This is a genomic window from Pantoea allii (genome assembly GCF_002307475.1).
In the GTDB taxonomy this organism is placed as follows: Bacteria; Pseudomonadota; Gammaproteobacteria; order Enterobacterales; family Enterobacteriaceae; genus Pantoea; species Pantoea allii.
Genome location: NZ_NTMH01000054.1, coordinates 1 through 15,053 on the forward strand (window position 1 = coordinate 1; position 15,053 = coordinate 15,053).

14 protein-coding genes and 1 pseudogene are annotated in these 15,053 nt (G+C 50.8%); 1 reads left to right on the forward strand and 14 read right to left on the reverse strand.

Features of this window, described 5'->3' with window-relative positions:
* Positions 1 to 140 precede the first annotated feature (140 nt).
* Genes CMR03_RS23180 through CMR03_RS23190 form a run of 3 tightly spaced genes read right to left on the reverse strand, consistent with a single transcriptional unit; the run spans position 141 to position 2,700 of the window.
* Entirely contained in the window at positions 141 to 1,073 is a 933-nt protein-coding gene (locus CMR03_RS23180) for an SMP-30/gluconolactonase/LRE family protein (protein WP_063880632.1), read from the reverse strand.
* The gene (locus tag CMR03_RS23185) at positions 1,070 to 2,008 is read right to left on the reverse strand and encodes a hydroxyacid dehydrogenase (protein ID WP_096012778.1); all 939 of its coding nucleotides are present in this window, start codon (positions 2,006 to 2,008) and stop codon (positions 1,070 to 1,072) included. Before CMR03_RS23185 ends, CMR03_RS23180 begins: the two co-directional genes overlap by 4 nt.
* On the reverse strand, positions 2,008 to 2,700 hold the full coding sequence (locus tag CMR03_RS23190; RefSeq protein ID WP_096012779.1) for an RraA family protein: 693 nt from the start codon (positions 2,698 to 2,700) through the stop codon (positions 2,008 to 2,010). The genes CMR03_RS23185 and CMR03_RS23190 overlap by 1 nt, the downstream gene beginning before the upstream one ends.
* Before the next feature lie 171 nt (positions 2,701 to 2,871).
* Between CMR03_RS23190 and CMR03_RS23195 the strand changes: the two genes are divergently transcribed.
* Entirely contained in the window at positions 2,872 to 3,588 is a 717-nt protein-coding gene (locus tag CMR03_RS23195; protein WP_096012780.1) for an IclR family transcriptional regulator, read from the forward strand.
* Between the two features lie 132 nt (positions 3,589 to 3,720).
* Here the strand turns inward: CMR03_RS23195 and CMR03_RS23200 are convergent, their stop codons facing one another.
* From CMR03_RS23200 to CMR03_RS23255, 11 genes and pseudogenes are all read right to left on the reverse strand, one after another.
* On the reverse strand, positions 3,721 to 4,479 hold the full coding sequence (locus CMR03_RS23200) for an iron ABC transporter ATP-binding protein (RefSeq protein ID WP_096012781.1): 759 nt from the start codon (positions 4,477 to 4,479) through the stop codon (positions 3,721 to 3,723).
* Entirely contained in the window at positions 4,476 to 5,468 is a 993-nt protein-coding gene (locus tag CMR03_RS23205) for an iron chelate uptake ABC transporter family permease subunit (protein ID WP_096012782.1), read from the reverse strand. Before CMR03_RS23205 ends, CMR03_RS23200 begins: the two co-directional genes overlap by 4 nt.
* The gene (locus CMR03_RS23210) at positions 5,458 to 6,417 is read right to left on the reverse strand and encodes an ABC transporter permease (protein WP_063880626.1); all 960 of its coding nucleotides are present in this window, start codon (positions 6,415 to 6,417) and stop codon (positions 5,458 to 5,460) included. The genes CMR03_RS23205 and CMR03_RS23210 overlap by 11 nt, the downstream gene beginning before the upstream one ends.
* Entirely contained in the window at positions 6,418 to 7,359 is a 942-nt protein-coding gene (locus CMR03_RS23215) for a siderophore ABC transporter substrate-binding protein (RefSeq protein ID WP_096012783.1), read from the reverse strand.
* Between the two features lie 273 nt (positions 7,360 to 7,632).
* The gene (locus CMR03_RS23220) at positions 7,633 to 9,840 is read right to left on the reverse strand and encodes a TonB-dependent receptor domain-containing protein (RefSeq protein ID WP_096012784.1); all 2,208 of its coding nucleotides are present in this window, start codon (positions 9,838 to 9,840) and stop codon (positions 7,633 to 7,635) included.
* Between the two features lie 1,030 nt (positions 9,841 to 10,870).
* Entirely contained in the window at positions 10,871 to 11,767 is an 897-nt protein-coding gene (locus CMR03_RS23230; RefSeq protein ID WP_096012785.1) for an alpha/beta fold hydrolase, read from the reverse strand.
* A 3-nt stretch (positions 11,768 to 11,770) separates the two neighbouring features.
* A complete protein-coding gene (locus tag CMR03_RS23235) occupies positions 11,771 to 12,211 on the reverse strand; it encodes a DMT family transporter (protein WP_096012786.1) in 441 nt (146 codons plus the stop codon).
* Between the two features lie 3 nt (positions 12,212 to 12,214).
* On the reverse strand, positions 12,215 to 12,832 hold the full coding sequence (locus CMR03_RS23240; RefSeq protein WP_096012787.1) for a TetR/AcrR family transcriptional regulator: 618 nt from the start codon (positions 12,830 to 12,832) through the stop codon (positions 12,215 to 12,217).
* 545 nt (positions 12,833 to 13,377) lie between these two features.
* Positions 13,378 to 13,770, reverse strand: a complete 393-nt coding sequence (locus CMR03_RS23245) for a DUF943 family protein (RefSeq protein ID WP_096012788.1) — start codon at positions 13,768 to 13,770, stop codon at positions 13,378 to 13,380.
* Complete coding sequence (locus CMR03_RS23250; RefSeq protein WP_096012789.1) at positions 13,770 to 14,615, reverse strand: DUF3289 family protein; 846 nt, start codon at positions 14,613 to 14,615, stop codon at positions 13,770 to 13,772. The genes CMR03_RS23245 and CMR03_RS23250 overlap by 1 nt, the downstream gene beginning before the upstream one ends.
* Positions 14,616 to 14,793: 178 nt before the next feature.
* Positions 14,794 to 15,042: pseudogene (locus CMR03_RS23255) on the reverse strand (transposase); the annotation flags it as partial.
* Positions 15,043 to 15,053: the final 11 nt, after the last annotated feature.

Consider the following 15,053-nt stretch of genomic DNA (forward strand, 5'->3'; position numbering starts at 1 on the left):
TAACTCGCTTTGTTCAAAATCTGTTTGATTCATTTCTTCACGAGATGCGGACACGGCTTGCGGCTCAACAGGTGAGCCGGCGCTTGCAGAATGCAGATTCATGGTTGCCTCCGCTGCGTTCAGGAAACGCAGAGTTGTTCTCAGAGAAAAGCAGTGGAAAGGAAGGGCAGTGGGTGGCCTGGTGTTTTCATTGAACAGGTAAGAATGCTGCCGCTGACGGATTCGGTAATAAACAGCTGCTGTAAATTTTCTCCACCAAAACAGAGATTAGTGGTGGAGCGTCCGGCGGGGCTGGTGAGGATTTCTGCAGGCTCAGCCAGATCGTTGAGCAGCCAGACGCGGCCCAGGCCCGGATTGGCAATCAGCAGCTCGCCGCGCGCGTTCATCGCTAACCCGTCGGGACCGCTGGGTCCGTGCGAGGTAAAATATTGACCGACCTTGCTGATCGAACCCTCTCGCTGAAGCGGCACGCGCCAGATTGAGTTACCGCGCGTCATGGCGACATACAGCACCTTTTCATCTGGCGACAGAACCAGCCCGTTTGGGCTGGGGCAGTTATCCAGCAGGATATCCAGTCGGCCGTCCTGGCTGAGCCGGTAAACCCGTCCGGTGGGATCGTGCAGCCCGGTTTGCCCTTGATCGGTGAAGTAAAGATTCCCGCGACTGTCAGGCGTTAAATCGTTAACGCCACGAAAACTCTCGCTATTGCGGCGCGACAGCCAGGGGGTGATCGTTTGCGTTTTAAGACAAAGCTTCATTAACCCGTGACGATAATCCGTAATCAGAAGCGTATCCGGGTCGGTGAGTTTCATGCCGTTGGGTTCGCCGTCGTACTGCATGACGATCTCCCAGTTGCCTGCCATATCGACCCGGAATATCCGGCCAAAGGGGATGTCGGTCAGGTACAGACAGCCCGAAGGATGCCAGACCGGCCCTTCCAGAAACGAATCGGTAAGCTGGCCGCCGCGATTGGCGGCAGCCCAGGTATTGTTGCTGTCGGGGACGCGGAAACGGTCAGGCAGCCGGGTGAAAATCGTTGTCTGCCTGACTTCCGCTGTTGTCAGGCACATCATACGGTGGCTTCCTTTTGCGCTAAGACCTTGAGCAGATTGGTCACGGAGGCGGTGCCCATTTTCACATAAGAGTTATCGCTTACGCCGCCGATGTGCGGGGTAATGATGACGTTTTCGACAGACTGCCAGATGTGCGGCGCAGTAAGAGGTTCAACGGTGAAACTGTCCAGGGCGGCGCCACGGAGTCTGCCGCTCTTAAGGGCCCGAATCAGGGCATCATCATCAATCAGTCCGCCACGTGCGGTGTTGATCAGAACGGCGCCGGGTTTGAACTGGGCCAGCGCCTGTTCATTAATCATCTTGCTATTTTGCGCGGTAAGGGGACAGTGCAGCGACACAATATCTGCGCGTGCATACAGCGTGGCTAAATCATCCACCTGCTCACAGCCCGCGGGCAAGGTTTTCGCCCAGGGATCGTAAGCAATAACCTGCATGCCAAACACGCGACCAATATCCGCCACCCGGCCGCCAATCGCGCCCAGCCCGACGAGCCCGAGCGTCCGACCTTCCAGTTCAAGTGACTTGTGGGTGGATTTATCCCAGTGTCCCTCACGCATCCGGCGATCCAGCGGGAGCAGGGATTTTGTGCAGGCCAGAATCAGTGCCCAGGTATGTTCAGCCACCGCCGCCGCATTGGCGCCTGGCGCAGACTGGACGCTGATGTTGCGTTCGCCCGCCGCATCTTGATCAATGACGTCAATGCCGCTGCCATGCTTGGAGATCACGCGCAGCGCAGGCGCGGCATCCATAATGCGTGCGTTGATTTTTCCATAGCGCACCACGATCCCAACGGGATTATACTGCTGGCACAGCGTGAATAAGTCGTCTTCAGACGGCTTACTGCCCGCAAAAACCACCTCATAATTGTCCAGCATCGCGAGCGCGGCGGGGGCAAGATCTTCGCCAGTTACGATGACGGTGTCCTGTTTGCGCATCAGAGTTCCTCCCCTTCCGCTAACATGCCAGCTGCACGCAGTGCACCGTTCAGCCAGCCCGGTCTTTTGTCCCCCGCTTTGATCGCGGCAATACGACGGGTTTCCATATCCAGCTTTTTCGCCGCGAGTGCTAATACTATTTCAACGTCGTCGCGCGGCACGACCACCACGCCATCGATATCCCCGACTACCAGATCGCCCGCGTTAATCGTGGCACCGGCAACGGAAACGGGATAATTCACGCGCCCGGGAATCGACTTGGTTGGGCCACAAGGGTTAAGGCCTGCGGAAAAAACAGGGTAGGTGTGCGTGCTGAGTGCATCGGCATCCCTGACTGCGCCATCGATGATGATGCCAGCAATGCCTGACGCTTCGGCCTGGGTTGCCATAATCTCGCCCAATAGCGCGCAGCTGATATCACCTTTACCATCAACCACGATGACGTCACCAGGTTTGGCAACCGCCAGCGCAGCATGGATCGCCAGGTTATCACCGGGACGAACCTCGACGGTCACTGCCGGACCCGCCACTTTCATATGTGCACCCAACGGCTTGATGCGGCCATGAAGTGTGCCCCTTCTGCCTGCCACATCAGCAATAATCGCGGCCTGAAATTCAGCCGCGCGTCTGACATAATCAGCGCTGACTCGCGTAACTTCACGGTTAATCATGGGTTTTTCATTAGCGGACATAGCGTACCTCATAGGTTGTTTTACACAGTAAAACCAGGTTGTACATTATGAAACCACTATATCGGTGATACTGACGATGACGCCAGTGTTGCGAGCTTGTTTGTGATGTAAACAAGATGTGACTCACAGTTTCGGGTACACTCGGTTCCAGCAAAAATCAGGAGAAGCAAAATGGGAAATGAAGGCGTTAATGCTGTAGAGAAGGCACTGGCCTTGCTGGACTGTTTTAAGCCAGGCGAAGAGAGTCTGTCACTCACGGCGTTGTCACAGCTTTCGGGTTACCATAAAACCACCGTTTATCGCCTGATGAATTCGCTGGAACGCATGAGTTATGTGGTCAGAAGGGAGAATGGCATTTATACCCTGGGGCCAAGGTTGCTGTATCTGGGCAAGCTGTATGAACAGTCGTTTCATCTGGCCAGCGTGGTTCAGCCCGAGCTGCAGTCGCTGGCCTCGGCAACAAACGAAAGCGCCAGCTGGTATGTGATTGATAACGGCCAGCGTCTTTGTGTCTTCCGTGCGGAGTCGTCGGACGGTTTGCGCCATACGCGACTGCCTGGCTCGCTTTATCCGCTGGATAACTCGGCGATTAGCCAGGTGCTGCGTCACTGGGGAATGGGCGAAAGCTTGTTTACTGACGTGCCCGATTTACCGCTCTATACCTCAGGCGCGCGCGATCCGCATACTGCCGCCTTTGCCATCCCGGTGTTTGGCGAAGGGGATAAATTAACGGCAGCCCTTGCGCTGACGGGGCCATCGTCACGATTAACCCTGGATCGTAAAGCGGCAGGGCTGGGCGACCTGATGCGGGACAGTGCGGCCAGACTGTCGGCCCAACTGGGCGCGAGAAAACCTTTCTGTGATTTCGTTTATGCACGTAGCGCGTGAAAAGCGTACGGCAAAAAACACGCATTCTGTAGGCCCACATTAGCGCAGACGCGGCTGACAGGCGGATGGTTGCCCGACATGAGCGTGACAGGGCCGGGGAACACCGCCGGCGTTCATGCTCAGTGCACAGGATTAACGGTAGTAAACCGCAATATGTTGCCCCGCCACGGTTTCAACCGCGACAGGTATTTCAAAAAGGCGTTCGATCAGATCGGGTTTCATCATTTCAGCGGGGGTGCCTCTGAAAAAAACCTCACCCTTTTTCATGGCGATAATATGGTCTGAATAGGTCGAGGCGAAGTTAATATCATGGATGACCAGGATAATGGATTTTCCCAGCTCGTCAGCGGCGCGCCGTAACTGCTTCATCATGGTGACGCTGTGTTTCATATCAAGATTATTCAGCGGCTCATCCAGCAGAACGTATTTGGTATTTTGACACAGCACCATGGCGACAAAGGCGCGCTGCCGCTGTCCTCCGGACAGTTCATCAAGATACCGCTCGGCCAGTGGCAGTAAATCCAGAAAATATAATGCCTGATGAATATGATGCTTATCGTTTTCCGTTATGCGCCCTTTTGAATAGGGATAGCGGCCAAAACTCACCAGATCGTAAACCGTGAGTCGGCTGGTAAAATGATTATCCTGCCGCAGGACTGACATGATTTTCGCCAGCTTCTCGCTGTGCGTTTCATTGACGACCAGCGAGTCGATCCTGACCTCGCCACTGTCGGGCATCATCAGGCGGCTAATGACTGACAGTAATGTGGATTTACCGGCCCCATTAGGCCCGATGATTGAGGTGATACCGGATGAGGGCAGGGTTTCATTAATGTTTTTAAGGACAGATAAGGGTCCGTACGCTTTATTAACATTTGCAACTTCAATCACGTCGCCACCTTTTTCAGAACCAGATAAATAAAGAGCCCACCGCCAAAGAATTCAATAATAACGGACAGCGTTCCCGCCATGTTGAACAACTGCTCCAGGAGCAACTGTCCGCCCGTCAGCATAATGATGCCAATAAGAATCGCCCCCGGTAGCAAATAACCATGACGCCAGGAGCCCACCACCGGCCAGGCAAGGTTAACCACCAACAGTCCCAGAAACGTCATCGGCCCGACCAGCGCGGTTGAAATCGCCACCAGCAGCGAAATCAGCAGCAGCAGGCCGGTCACATAATGTTGATAGGGCACGCCCAGTGCCGTCGCGCTATTGCGCCCTAGCGCAATGACGTCAAGGCGATGCCGAAGCCGCCAGACGATAACGGTGATCGCAACAATCATCATGGCTGAAATGGCCAGTACCTCAGCATCAGCATGGGTAAAGGTGGCAAACATCCGGCTTTGCAGCACGGCAAATTCGCCAGGTGACAGTAAGCGCTGCATCAGACCGGAAAGGCTGCGAAACAGCGTGCCGAACACCAGGCCAGTTAACAATACCCGGTGAAGATCCAGCCCACTGCGGTTGAATAACCAGCGGTAGAGCAGCGTAGCAAAGATCATTAACAGCGCCGTTTCGCCAAGAAACTGCACCACGCTGCCCATCTGACTCAGTTGCGAAAGCTGAATAAAAAACACCAACAGGGTTTGGAGAAAGACAAAGAGTGACTCAAGCCCCATCACCGACGGCGACAGAATGCGGTTTTGCGTAATGGTCTGGAAAAGCAGCGTGCTGATTCCGGATGCAAAGGCGACCAGTACGATGGTTAATAAAATCTGCCCTCGGTGTTTCAGTATGTAGCTGATATTTCCCTGCAGATGCAGTGTCATAAAGACCAGGGATAATACGACCGCAAGCAGCGCCAATATCCACAACCGCTTCACAGGCGATTGTGCCGCTCTCGGGGCGTGGGACGGTTGCAACAGGTCAGTTGGCATAGCGCTTTCCCCTGATAATCAGCACCAGAAAAACGGCTGCGCCCAGCACGCCGAGTAAGGCGCTGACCGGAATTTCAAAGGGATAAATAATCAGCCGTCCCAGGATATCGCAGCTCAATACCAACATGGCGCCTGTCATGGCGACCCAGGGCACGGTTCGTCGCAAATTATCGCCAAAAATCATGCTGACAATATTCGGGACGATCAATCCCAGGAAAGGTAAAACACCGACCACAACGATAACCACGCCGCTGGCGATGGCGATCATGGCCATGCCCGTTAACTGAATCTTGCGGTAGTTAAGCCCGACGTTAACAGAAAAATCATGGCCCAGGCCGGCCACCGTGAACCGATCGGCAATGAAGGCCGCCAGCAGGGTAATCAGCCCGACAATCCAGAGCAGCTCATAGCGTCCCTGCATCACGCTGGAAAAGTCACCGGATTCCCAACTGCCCAGGGATTGCAGGATATCAAACTGCATCCCCAAAAATGTCGTCACGGAACTGAAAACAGCCCCCAGCATGATGCCTGTAAGCGGCACGATAAAAGCGCTTTTCTGACGGATGTGTTGAATGAGCAGCATAAACAGCACCGTGCCAGCCAGGGCAAACAGGGACGCGATGCACATTTTGACGATGACGGGCGCGGCGGGATACCAGACCATCACCAGCAAAAGCCCCAGGCTTGCGGATTGCGTGGTGCCCACGACCGAAGGCTCAACAAAGCGGTTTTGCGTCAGCATCTGCATGATCTGGCCCGCGACACTCATCGCACTACCGGCCAGCACCAGCGCGACGGTACGCGGAAAGCGGCTGATAAACAGAATGTCCCGCATCTCTGCATCTTGCCACAGGTCGATTAATGACACGCGGGTTACGCCCGTCACTAAGCTCAGAATAACCAGCGCAGCCAGCAGGCCCAGGCTGACAAGATAAGCCCCGTATTTCATTCAGGGCTGGTTCCCGGCCGCGATCAGGTGCTGCCTGATCTGCTTCATCATGAGGCTGTAGCTCTGGATTCCACCGGCAATATACAGCGAGGCGGAATCCAGATAGATAATTTGCTGCTTTTTCCAGGCGGTGGTGCGGCGCACCAGCGGATTATCCAGTACCTGGCGGGCCGACAGGCCTTCTTTGCTGCCGATGGCGCTGTCACGATCCAGAACGAACAGCCAGTCGGGGTTGGCCTGCATGATCAGCTCGGGTGAAATGGCATTGCCATGTTTACTGGCGTTTGGCATAGCGAGTGCAGGTTTGAACTGCAGCACATCAAAAATAAAACCAAAGCGGGAGTGCGGCGTGTAGGCGCTGAGTTTGCCTCCGTTTACCATTAACATCATGGCGCTGCCCGACTGAGCGGCGGCGGTGCGAAGGTCTGCAATTTGTGCATTAAAGGCGCTTAAAACGGCCTTTGCCTGCGCCTGTTTACCAAAGATCTCCCCCAGTTGCGTAGTACGCTGTGTCAGACTTGCCATGACATTGTTCGGGTCAAGATCCAGCGAAACGGTTGGGGCGATATCGCTGAGTTTGGTGTAGGCCGCAAGGGCTCTGCCACCCGCAACGATCACATCCGGCCCGGCAGCGCTTAAGGCTTCATAGTTTGGCTCAAACAGCGTGCCGGCATTGAAATAGTCATGGCTGTTGTATTTAGCCAGATGCGCCGGATAGGTGAAACCGGATTGCGCGACGCCCGCAGGATTAATGCCTAACGCATCGGCAATATCCAGCGTGGCCGGATTCAGGATCACCACGCGTTGGGGATGCAGCGGCAGCGCGGTGGTTCCCTGTAGATGCGTGACGCTGACCGTTTGTGCTGCCTGGGCAGAAGCCGGAGGGAAAACGGTCAGTATGCAGGCCAGGGTAAATAAAATCGTCAGAAGAGGGAAACGCATAAGTTCTCCTTGCGCGTTGCTTTTATCCATGGGAAAGCATTCGTAGTCGGTTATAAATAATCGTTAATCTGTGCGTCAGGTCAGATAACCGGCGCGCCTTGCCTGTATGACGCTCAACGTGCCAGCACCGCTTACTCTCAGGCCGCAATAAATAAAACGTGATGCTGGCATCTGTTAACGTTCAGGTTTTATATCGCCATACCGGGCTGGTTTACCTGAATCATCCTTTTCAAAACGCCGTTAATGCAGCGGCCTGATAACAAAGCAGGGCGATCAGAATGAGGCCGTTATTGAGGCATACATGGTGCGACCGGGCACCGCGTAATTGTTGCCTGAATCCCCGCTTGAGGACGGATTGTCAGAGACAGGATTTTTATCAAAAAGATTGTCCAGCCCGACATTAAACTTAAGGTGTTTCGTTGCCCTGTATTGTCCTGACAGACCATAAATCATGTAGGCTTTTCGGATACGTGCTGTCGCGGTATTGCCTCGTGCGGCCTGGTCTGCGCTGCTGTTCAGTCCCAGCATTTTTCCATAGTATTTTGCGGTAAATGAAAGGCTTATGTCGTCATTAACCTGCCAGTCAAGAGAAGACCAGGTGGAGAGTTTTGGCGTTGTCACTAACATCACGCCCAGAGAATCTTCGGCTTTAATCATTCGCGTGAGCGTGTTATTCAGTGACAGACGCTTCATCCAGGGACCCTTTTCTTCTGATATCAAAGGAAGGGTTAAATTGCCCTCCAGGCCCTGGGTGCGCGCAGTGTCAAGATTGACGCGTTCAAGCCAGTAGCGGCCGGAGGTATCGCCCGGAATATAGCCAACAGGGGCAGCGGCAATTTTGTCTTTGAATCGGCTGTCAAAGAAAGTCAGTCCTGCGCTCCATCCCTCGTAATCGAAGATTGCGCCAACTTCCCAGTTTTGTGATGTTTCAGGCTTGAGTTGGTCGCTGCCCATCGTGTAACAACCCCCGCCGTTGTAATCGGCATAGCCGTTACATCCCGCGCCTTTTGAGGATTCAATAAAGCCTTTGCTTGCCTGGCGCACGCTGGGTGCTTTAAAACCTTCTGAATAACCGCCTTTTAATGTCCACGCGTCCGTGGCTTGCCAGACCAGATAGGCGCGCGGCGTTGTCCTGTTACCGTAATCGGTATTATCTCTGCGCAGGCCCAGAGTCAGTGAAACATCCTCCAGCAGGTCGATCTGGTCTTCGACGAACAGGCCGGTGCTTTTGGCTTCACCGCTGTGTTTGCCGTAGGTGCTGGAGGCGTCCGCTACCACGCCGATAGAACGAGGATTGTTCAGCTCTTCTTTTTTCCACTGTGCGCCGAATGTCAGGTTGTGCGGTAAGCCGAACTCAAAAGGCAGGTTAATATCGCCTTCCACGATGCTTTCTTTATTCCATAGCGCGACATCCTGGCTGCCCGTTACCGTAGCGCCAGAAATCACCGGGATATCGGACACCCAGTTTTTGAACTTATTTTGATAGGCGTTCAGCTTCACCGTGCCAAAGTCAAAAATACCGCGATAATCCAACGCATAATTTTCACGTTCAAGTTTATCCACGCCACGCAGCGCAATTTCACTGCCGTCACTGGACTCGCCGGGAATCCCTTTTTCGGTTCCCTGCTGAGTGGAAACGGACAGGCGGTGATTAGGGGTAATATCCCAGCCGAGTTCTGCGCCGTAATTTTCATTTTTGCGTCCTTCCTGGCCGCTTCCCCAGCGCAATGCGTCGGTCTCGCTTTTATCCGCTTCGCGCTTATTCCACGAACCGTTAACGCGTAAATCAAATCCATTTCCCAGCGGGCCGCCGATGCTGCCTGTCCAGGTCTGAGTGTTTCCCCGGTTACCATCTTGCGGCTGACGGGTGCCTGCCGTTAATGCACCGTGCCAGGCATCATTATTTTTTTTGGTGATAATATTCACCACACCGCCCATCGCATCTGAACCATAGAGCGCGGACATTGGCCCTCTGACCACTTCAATACGTTCAATGGATTCGGTTGGAATCCAGTTAATGTCGTCGAAATAGTTTTGCTGTGTGCTTTTGATGCCGTTACTTGAGCCTATGCGTTTTCCATCCACCAACAACAGCGTATATGCCGCTGGCATTCCGCGCAGTTGAATACCGGAACTCACGTCTGTACCAATCGCTTTTGTTACGCCTGCGACACGTTCGAGAATATCCGCCAAATCCGTGGCCGATTTACCGATGTCTCTTTCCAGCTGTTCTGCGGTGATGACAGAGATGGATGCGGGCGCATCTTTAAGCCGTTGTTCAATTGCCGATGCCGTTACCACCATCACATCTTCATTGTCGTCGTTAATATCAGGCTCAGCCAGAGCGGGGGAAACCATACCAAAGGCGGGAATGAATAAACTCGTAGTAATATGACGGGTGATTTTTTTTAACGGCAGCATAACGATTAATCCTTTAACGATTGTCATCCAGTTGAGGAAGCCACACTCGAAAGAAATCATAATTCCATATGCAAATGGGAATCAACTCAAGAATCATTATCAATTGTCGAAAAAATAAATCCGTCCGGAAACTGAATAGTTTTTTTAACGGATAAAGGCGAGCGGGAGGAGAGGGCGGCACCACGAATCGCTCGCGAGAGTTTGGCGTTAACTGATTTAATTGAAATGATTTTTACTTATGATTTTCTGGATTTAACATTGAATTAACGGTAAGAATAAATAATAAGGTGCCTATAAGTAACTTGCAAAGATTAAATATTCTCTTCTTTGTAATTCATCACCTTTTAAGAGTGAGTAACGATTTTTTATTGAATAGTTAACTCATAATCAACTTTACAGGAACGTTTAAAACATAACTTGGCTTTGTCCGGTTTGGTTCCGGCATTGTGCGGATGACGTGTCATTCAGATTTGTCATGGTTTCATGACAATACAGGGTAAGACAGGCTGAAATGATGGGAATATCTGGGCATATATCCCTAACCGCTACGAAAGTGGTTATCGGGTGAGCGAGGGCTTAGCCTCTGTTTTAAACAGGACTTTAAACCCGAAAAGTTTTTGACGCCACCTTGCTCGTGATAGAAAGGAGTGCGGAGTTTGGGGGCGTCATTCACTTTTATTTTCCACACAGAACCACTAATGAAACTGAATGTTATGGTTTCGTCATTTACCGACAGCTGTTAGAAAGAACCTGATGAAGAGGTATTGCCAGTTTGCAGGCTTTCAATATTCCCTTTGCTCAAGCTGATTAGCGTTACAGTTAAAGAGAATATCCTCTGTCGTGAACAGCAGATATCTGTCGTTATCGACCTTTATCGTTGTGCGTTAATCGTGATACCTGTCGGTTTATTCTGATAACAACTTAAGAAATTGCCTGCTTAACATGCGTGGCTTTATTTTTTTACGCAGAGTCACCGAAGCGGTTTGCTTCATCCTCCTCCAAAACGCTATTTCAAAAGTTCTATGACGGCTTCGCATAATAAATTAGCGTTCTGATTAATTTATACCGTTGCCAGACTAATCAACGGATTTTAATGTGCGTACTGACCAAAAAACGCGGCTAGCGCATGGGCCGTGGCTTCGGGTTGCTCCTCGGGCTGGAAATGTCCGCAATCCGAGAGACGCTGACCCTGTACATCATCGCCGTAGGCTTTCAACGTGGCAGCCATATCAGGAATGGAGCCCTGGTCGGCGGACAGTCCCAGTACCGGCATGGCCAACCGCCCCAGCCTGACCAGTTCTGCATTTTGCGCAGCGGATTGAGACAGCGCTCTGTAAAATGCCAGCCCGGCGCGTAAACCCCCCGGTGTTTTAAGCAACCGCTCATATTCGGTCAGTTCAGTCTCGCCATAACAGCTGTGATCAGCGGCTTTCTCGCGGAAAAACCATTCCAGATAAATGCGCTCACGTCCTGCCAGCAAGGCTTCAGGAAGATCAGCCACGGCATGGAAGGCAAAATGCCATGTTTTCCAGGATTTGTCGGAGGCCGACGGCAGTTTATCCGGCAGGGATATTCCCGGGATACCGGCATCCATCAGGGTCAGCGCACGTATTTCATCGCCATATAACATTGCATAGGTAAAGGCGACCCAGGCACCGACGTCATGCGCGGCAAGAAAGTACGATCCTAAATCAAGTGAATCGACAAAAGCATGCAGTCGCGTGGCAACCGTTTGAGTGTCGTAACCGGAAAGCGGCTTATCTGTGTCCCCCTGTCCCGGCAAATCAACGGCAATAATTCGGTATTTATCAGCCAGGGGACGCATGACATTTCGCCATGCAAACCAGCTTTCGGGGAAACCTGCCAGTAACACCAGGGGAAAGCCATCCTCACGACCGCCCGTCACATAATGAAAGCGCAGACCATTTACACGCGCAAAGTGGTGACTAAAACCATCGGGTGCAGCGGGGAGCATAAAAGCAGACATAATCTATTCCTGTAGTAAAAGTACAGTACCGGCTAACAGCAGAACCGCTGCCATGGCGCGTTGTACTGTAATGGGATGAGGGGGAACACCAAACAGACCGAAACGATCAATCACCAGAGAAAAGGCTACCTGCCCGGCGATAACCAGGGCGACCATCGCGGCGGCACCCAGGCGCGGTAGACTGACCGTGACGCCAGCCAGCGTCATCACACCGCAAATACCGCCAAACCACGCCCATAAAGGCAGAGACGGCAGGGATGAGGTGCGCGGGAAGGTTCCGGTTGTGATAGCCCCGAGTATAAAAAGAACGAGTGCCGAAACCAGTGCCGATACCGCCGCCGCCCAAATCGGTGAGCCCAGCGCATGGCCCAGGCGAGCATTGAAGACCGCCTGCAACGGCAGCATCGCCCCGGCGAGAACGGCAATAACGACGTAAATAATCATGGCTTATTCCAGTACCTTCAGCGCCTGAGCCACAAAACGCTCAGTATCCTGTGTGAGGGTTGAGGCTTTTCCGATGACGCGCATTCCCTGAAGTAACGCCAGAATGACCTCGGCAGCGGCGGTTTCGTTGGTAGTCGCGGCAATGGAACCGTCCTGTTTTCCGTTTTTAATCAATTCCGCAATGTTGCTGCGTCGCTTTGCCAGCTGTTTCTCCAGACTACTGGCCGCAGCGCCAAGCTGGTCGAAGCTGGTGACACCGGCCACCACCATGCAGCCCAGCTTGCCGTCTTTTCCCTGACTGAGCTCAACATAGTCCCGCAGCAGTTCCGCAAGCTTGTCTTTACTCGTTGCCGCCTTTTCCAGCCGGGTTTTTATCTGTTCTTCGCGAAGAAACACATAGCGCTCAAGCGCCATGGCAAAAACACCCTGTTTGTCTTTATACGCCTTGTAAACGCTACCGGTACTGAGGTTGGTGGCCGCGGTGATGTCACTGATGCTGACGCCACTAAAGCCACGATCGCGGAAAAGGCTAATGGCCCCGTCCAGAAATTGTTCTTCGTTGAAAGCGCGTGGTCGCCCCGCAGAGGATTGCGCACTACCGGTATGGGAAGAGGGTTTCATGGCTAACCTCCAATTAGGAAATGATCATTTCCTTTTTAGGGCATAGAGGGTGAGGTTGTCAAGGGGAAGGATGGGGAGGGGGGTTTTGGGGAGGTTGTGGGTGGGTTGGAGTTTCTGCGATATTCTGATGAAAAAATTGGAAATGATTATTAGCTGATAGTTTTGTAAAAGAAGGGTTTAAGGTAGTTAGGTGAGGGGGAAGGGGAGTGAATTTTTTGTAAGATCTTTGACGATGGTAGAAAGTAAACAGCATTTATTCGTTTTACTGCTGCTACGTATTGAACGTTATTTTACAAACCCAGTTTTTATTTTATGCTTCAATCTATACTTATTGCTTAGTAAAGCACTTTCTGGATTATTCATATAGACTGGTCTGCCCAGGATAGATTTTCTTCCCTGTATTCGTAGTACAGGAAAAAGAATGAATCATTTGGTAATCTTAATAAACCTCAATGTATTCAGGTTTCCACTATTTCAGGCTTTATTTTGACCTGGTAACAAACAAGCGAAACCTAACACTCATTCTGTTAATATTGGCTCGAAACTTATTTAAATTGATATTTTACACCACCATCTCGTGTGCGCCAGATCATCATGAGAATGTTTTTATCAATGCAGTTTTTCGGTGATTTTATGTCTGAGAAGCAAAGCCTGTCTTCTTTACCTTCCTCCTGATAGCCATTGCCATACGCATAGATTGCAATAAGAAATGGCACTTTATCTCCAGTTGGAATTTTGTACTTTTCAAGTATTTTATTTTGGTTTTGTTTCCACCAACTGATCTTTGCTGCGTCAGTCAATGGTAATTTATCGACAATAATCTGTGCCGTACTGCCATCGTAATGTGCGTCAATAACTGAAACGTCTTTTTTTTCATTAAAAAGAAAAAACGCGACGCATAATAGTAGTGTAAGTAGTAAAACTATCAACTTTCGCATTATCGGTTTCCTTTTATGTCAATCACTGCTTCCATATTAGTCAGGAAGGGACGAAACCCTAATCTATCAAAATGTTGCAAAATAAACCAGATTTTAAAAAACTGAAACTGGCTAAACATCTTCTTACGTATATCGCTGACATCCAGGCCGAAATGGTCCTGACCAGTAAACTTGATACTTGCTTGCCATCCAGTGTTGCTAACATCTAAATTTATTATTTCAATCTTCGTTGCATGAACATCATGAATTGTAATACCCATGCCATTTATTTTATCAACTATGAAAGAATCAAATTTGGGCAGTATGGAAATTTTTATTGCAGAGGCTAAATCATTCAGTCGATCTTGAGGAAATCCTCGTTTGTTATAATCAACAAATAATCCAATAGCTTCTTGCATGATAGCCGTTGTTTTTTTAGCAGAATAATCAGAGTGTAATTTATCACGGTAGGCGTTATTCAACTGTGGATGATTAAAAGCTGAACCTTGTGAAAACTGAAAGTGCTTTAGCATCAAGTTGATTAAAATTCTGTACGGACCGACAAACGAATAAGGTAGAGATGTTACCTGCATTTCCTCAAACAATAGTTGCGCGCATTGCTGAATGCTTAGCTTACTGCCACGGTTGAGGCCACCATAAGCACCTGTGAACCTCGATTGTGGGCTATCAAATGCTGTCAATCTGGTTAAGGTGTAGGGATCAACCACATTTGATATATTGACCAGTCCAAACTCTCGTTTTAGCCTCTGTTCTGAAATATCCCCGTATCGCATATCGTCAGAGGCAAAATCATTAAAACGCCTTTGTGTCGTAAAAATTGTCGCTGGAAATGTCGCATTGCTCATTGAAGTATTCCTTTACTTGTACCCATAACAACTTCAATGACACTTAGCGCTTTTAAGGGAGCTAATCGCCAGTACTGCCATTGAGAGCAATATTATATCGCCGCAGGCACTGATGAAACACTAAATAATTCATGTTTTGAACGAATTTAACAAAAAATGGTTAATGGTGCTGTCAGTACTTACGGCCCAATGCCACCTGTAATACTTCCTTATCCAGCATAGTTTCTGCAAGCAACTTCTTTAGACAGGTGTTCTCTTCTTCAGGCGATTTAAGGCGTTTGACTTCAGGGAATTCTCTGCCACCAAACTTCTTGCACCAGGTGTAAAAGGTGGCGTCAAAGTTACGACATAGGTCACAGTCGGATATGCCGGCTTTAGCTTCGCGGAGAATACTGATGATCTGCTCGTCAGAAAAGCGCTTCTTCATGGGGATGCCCT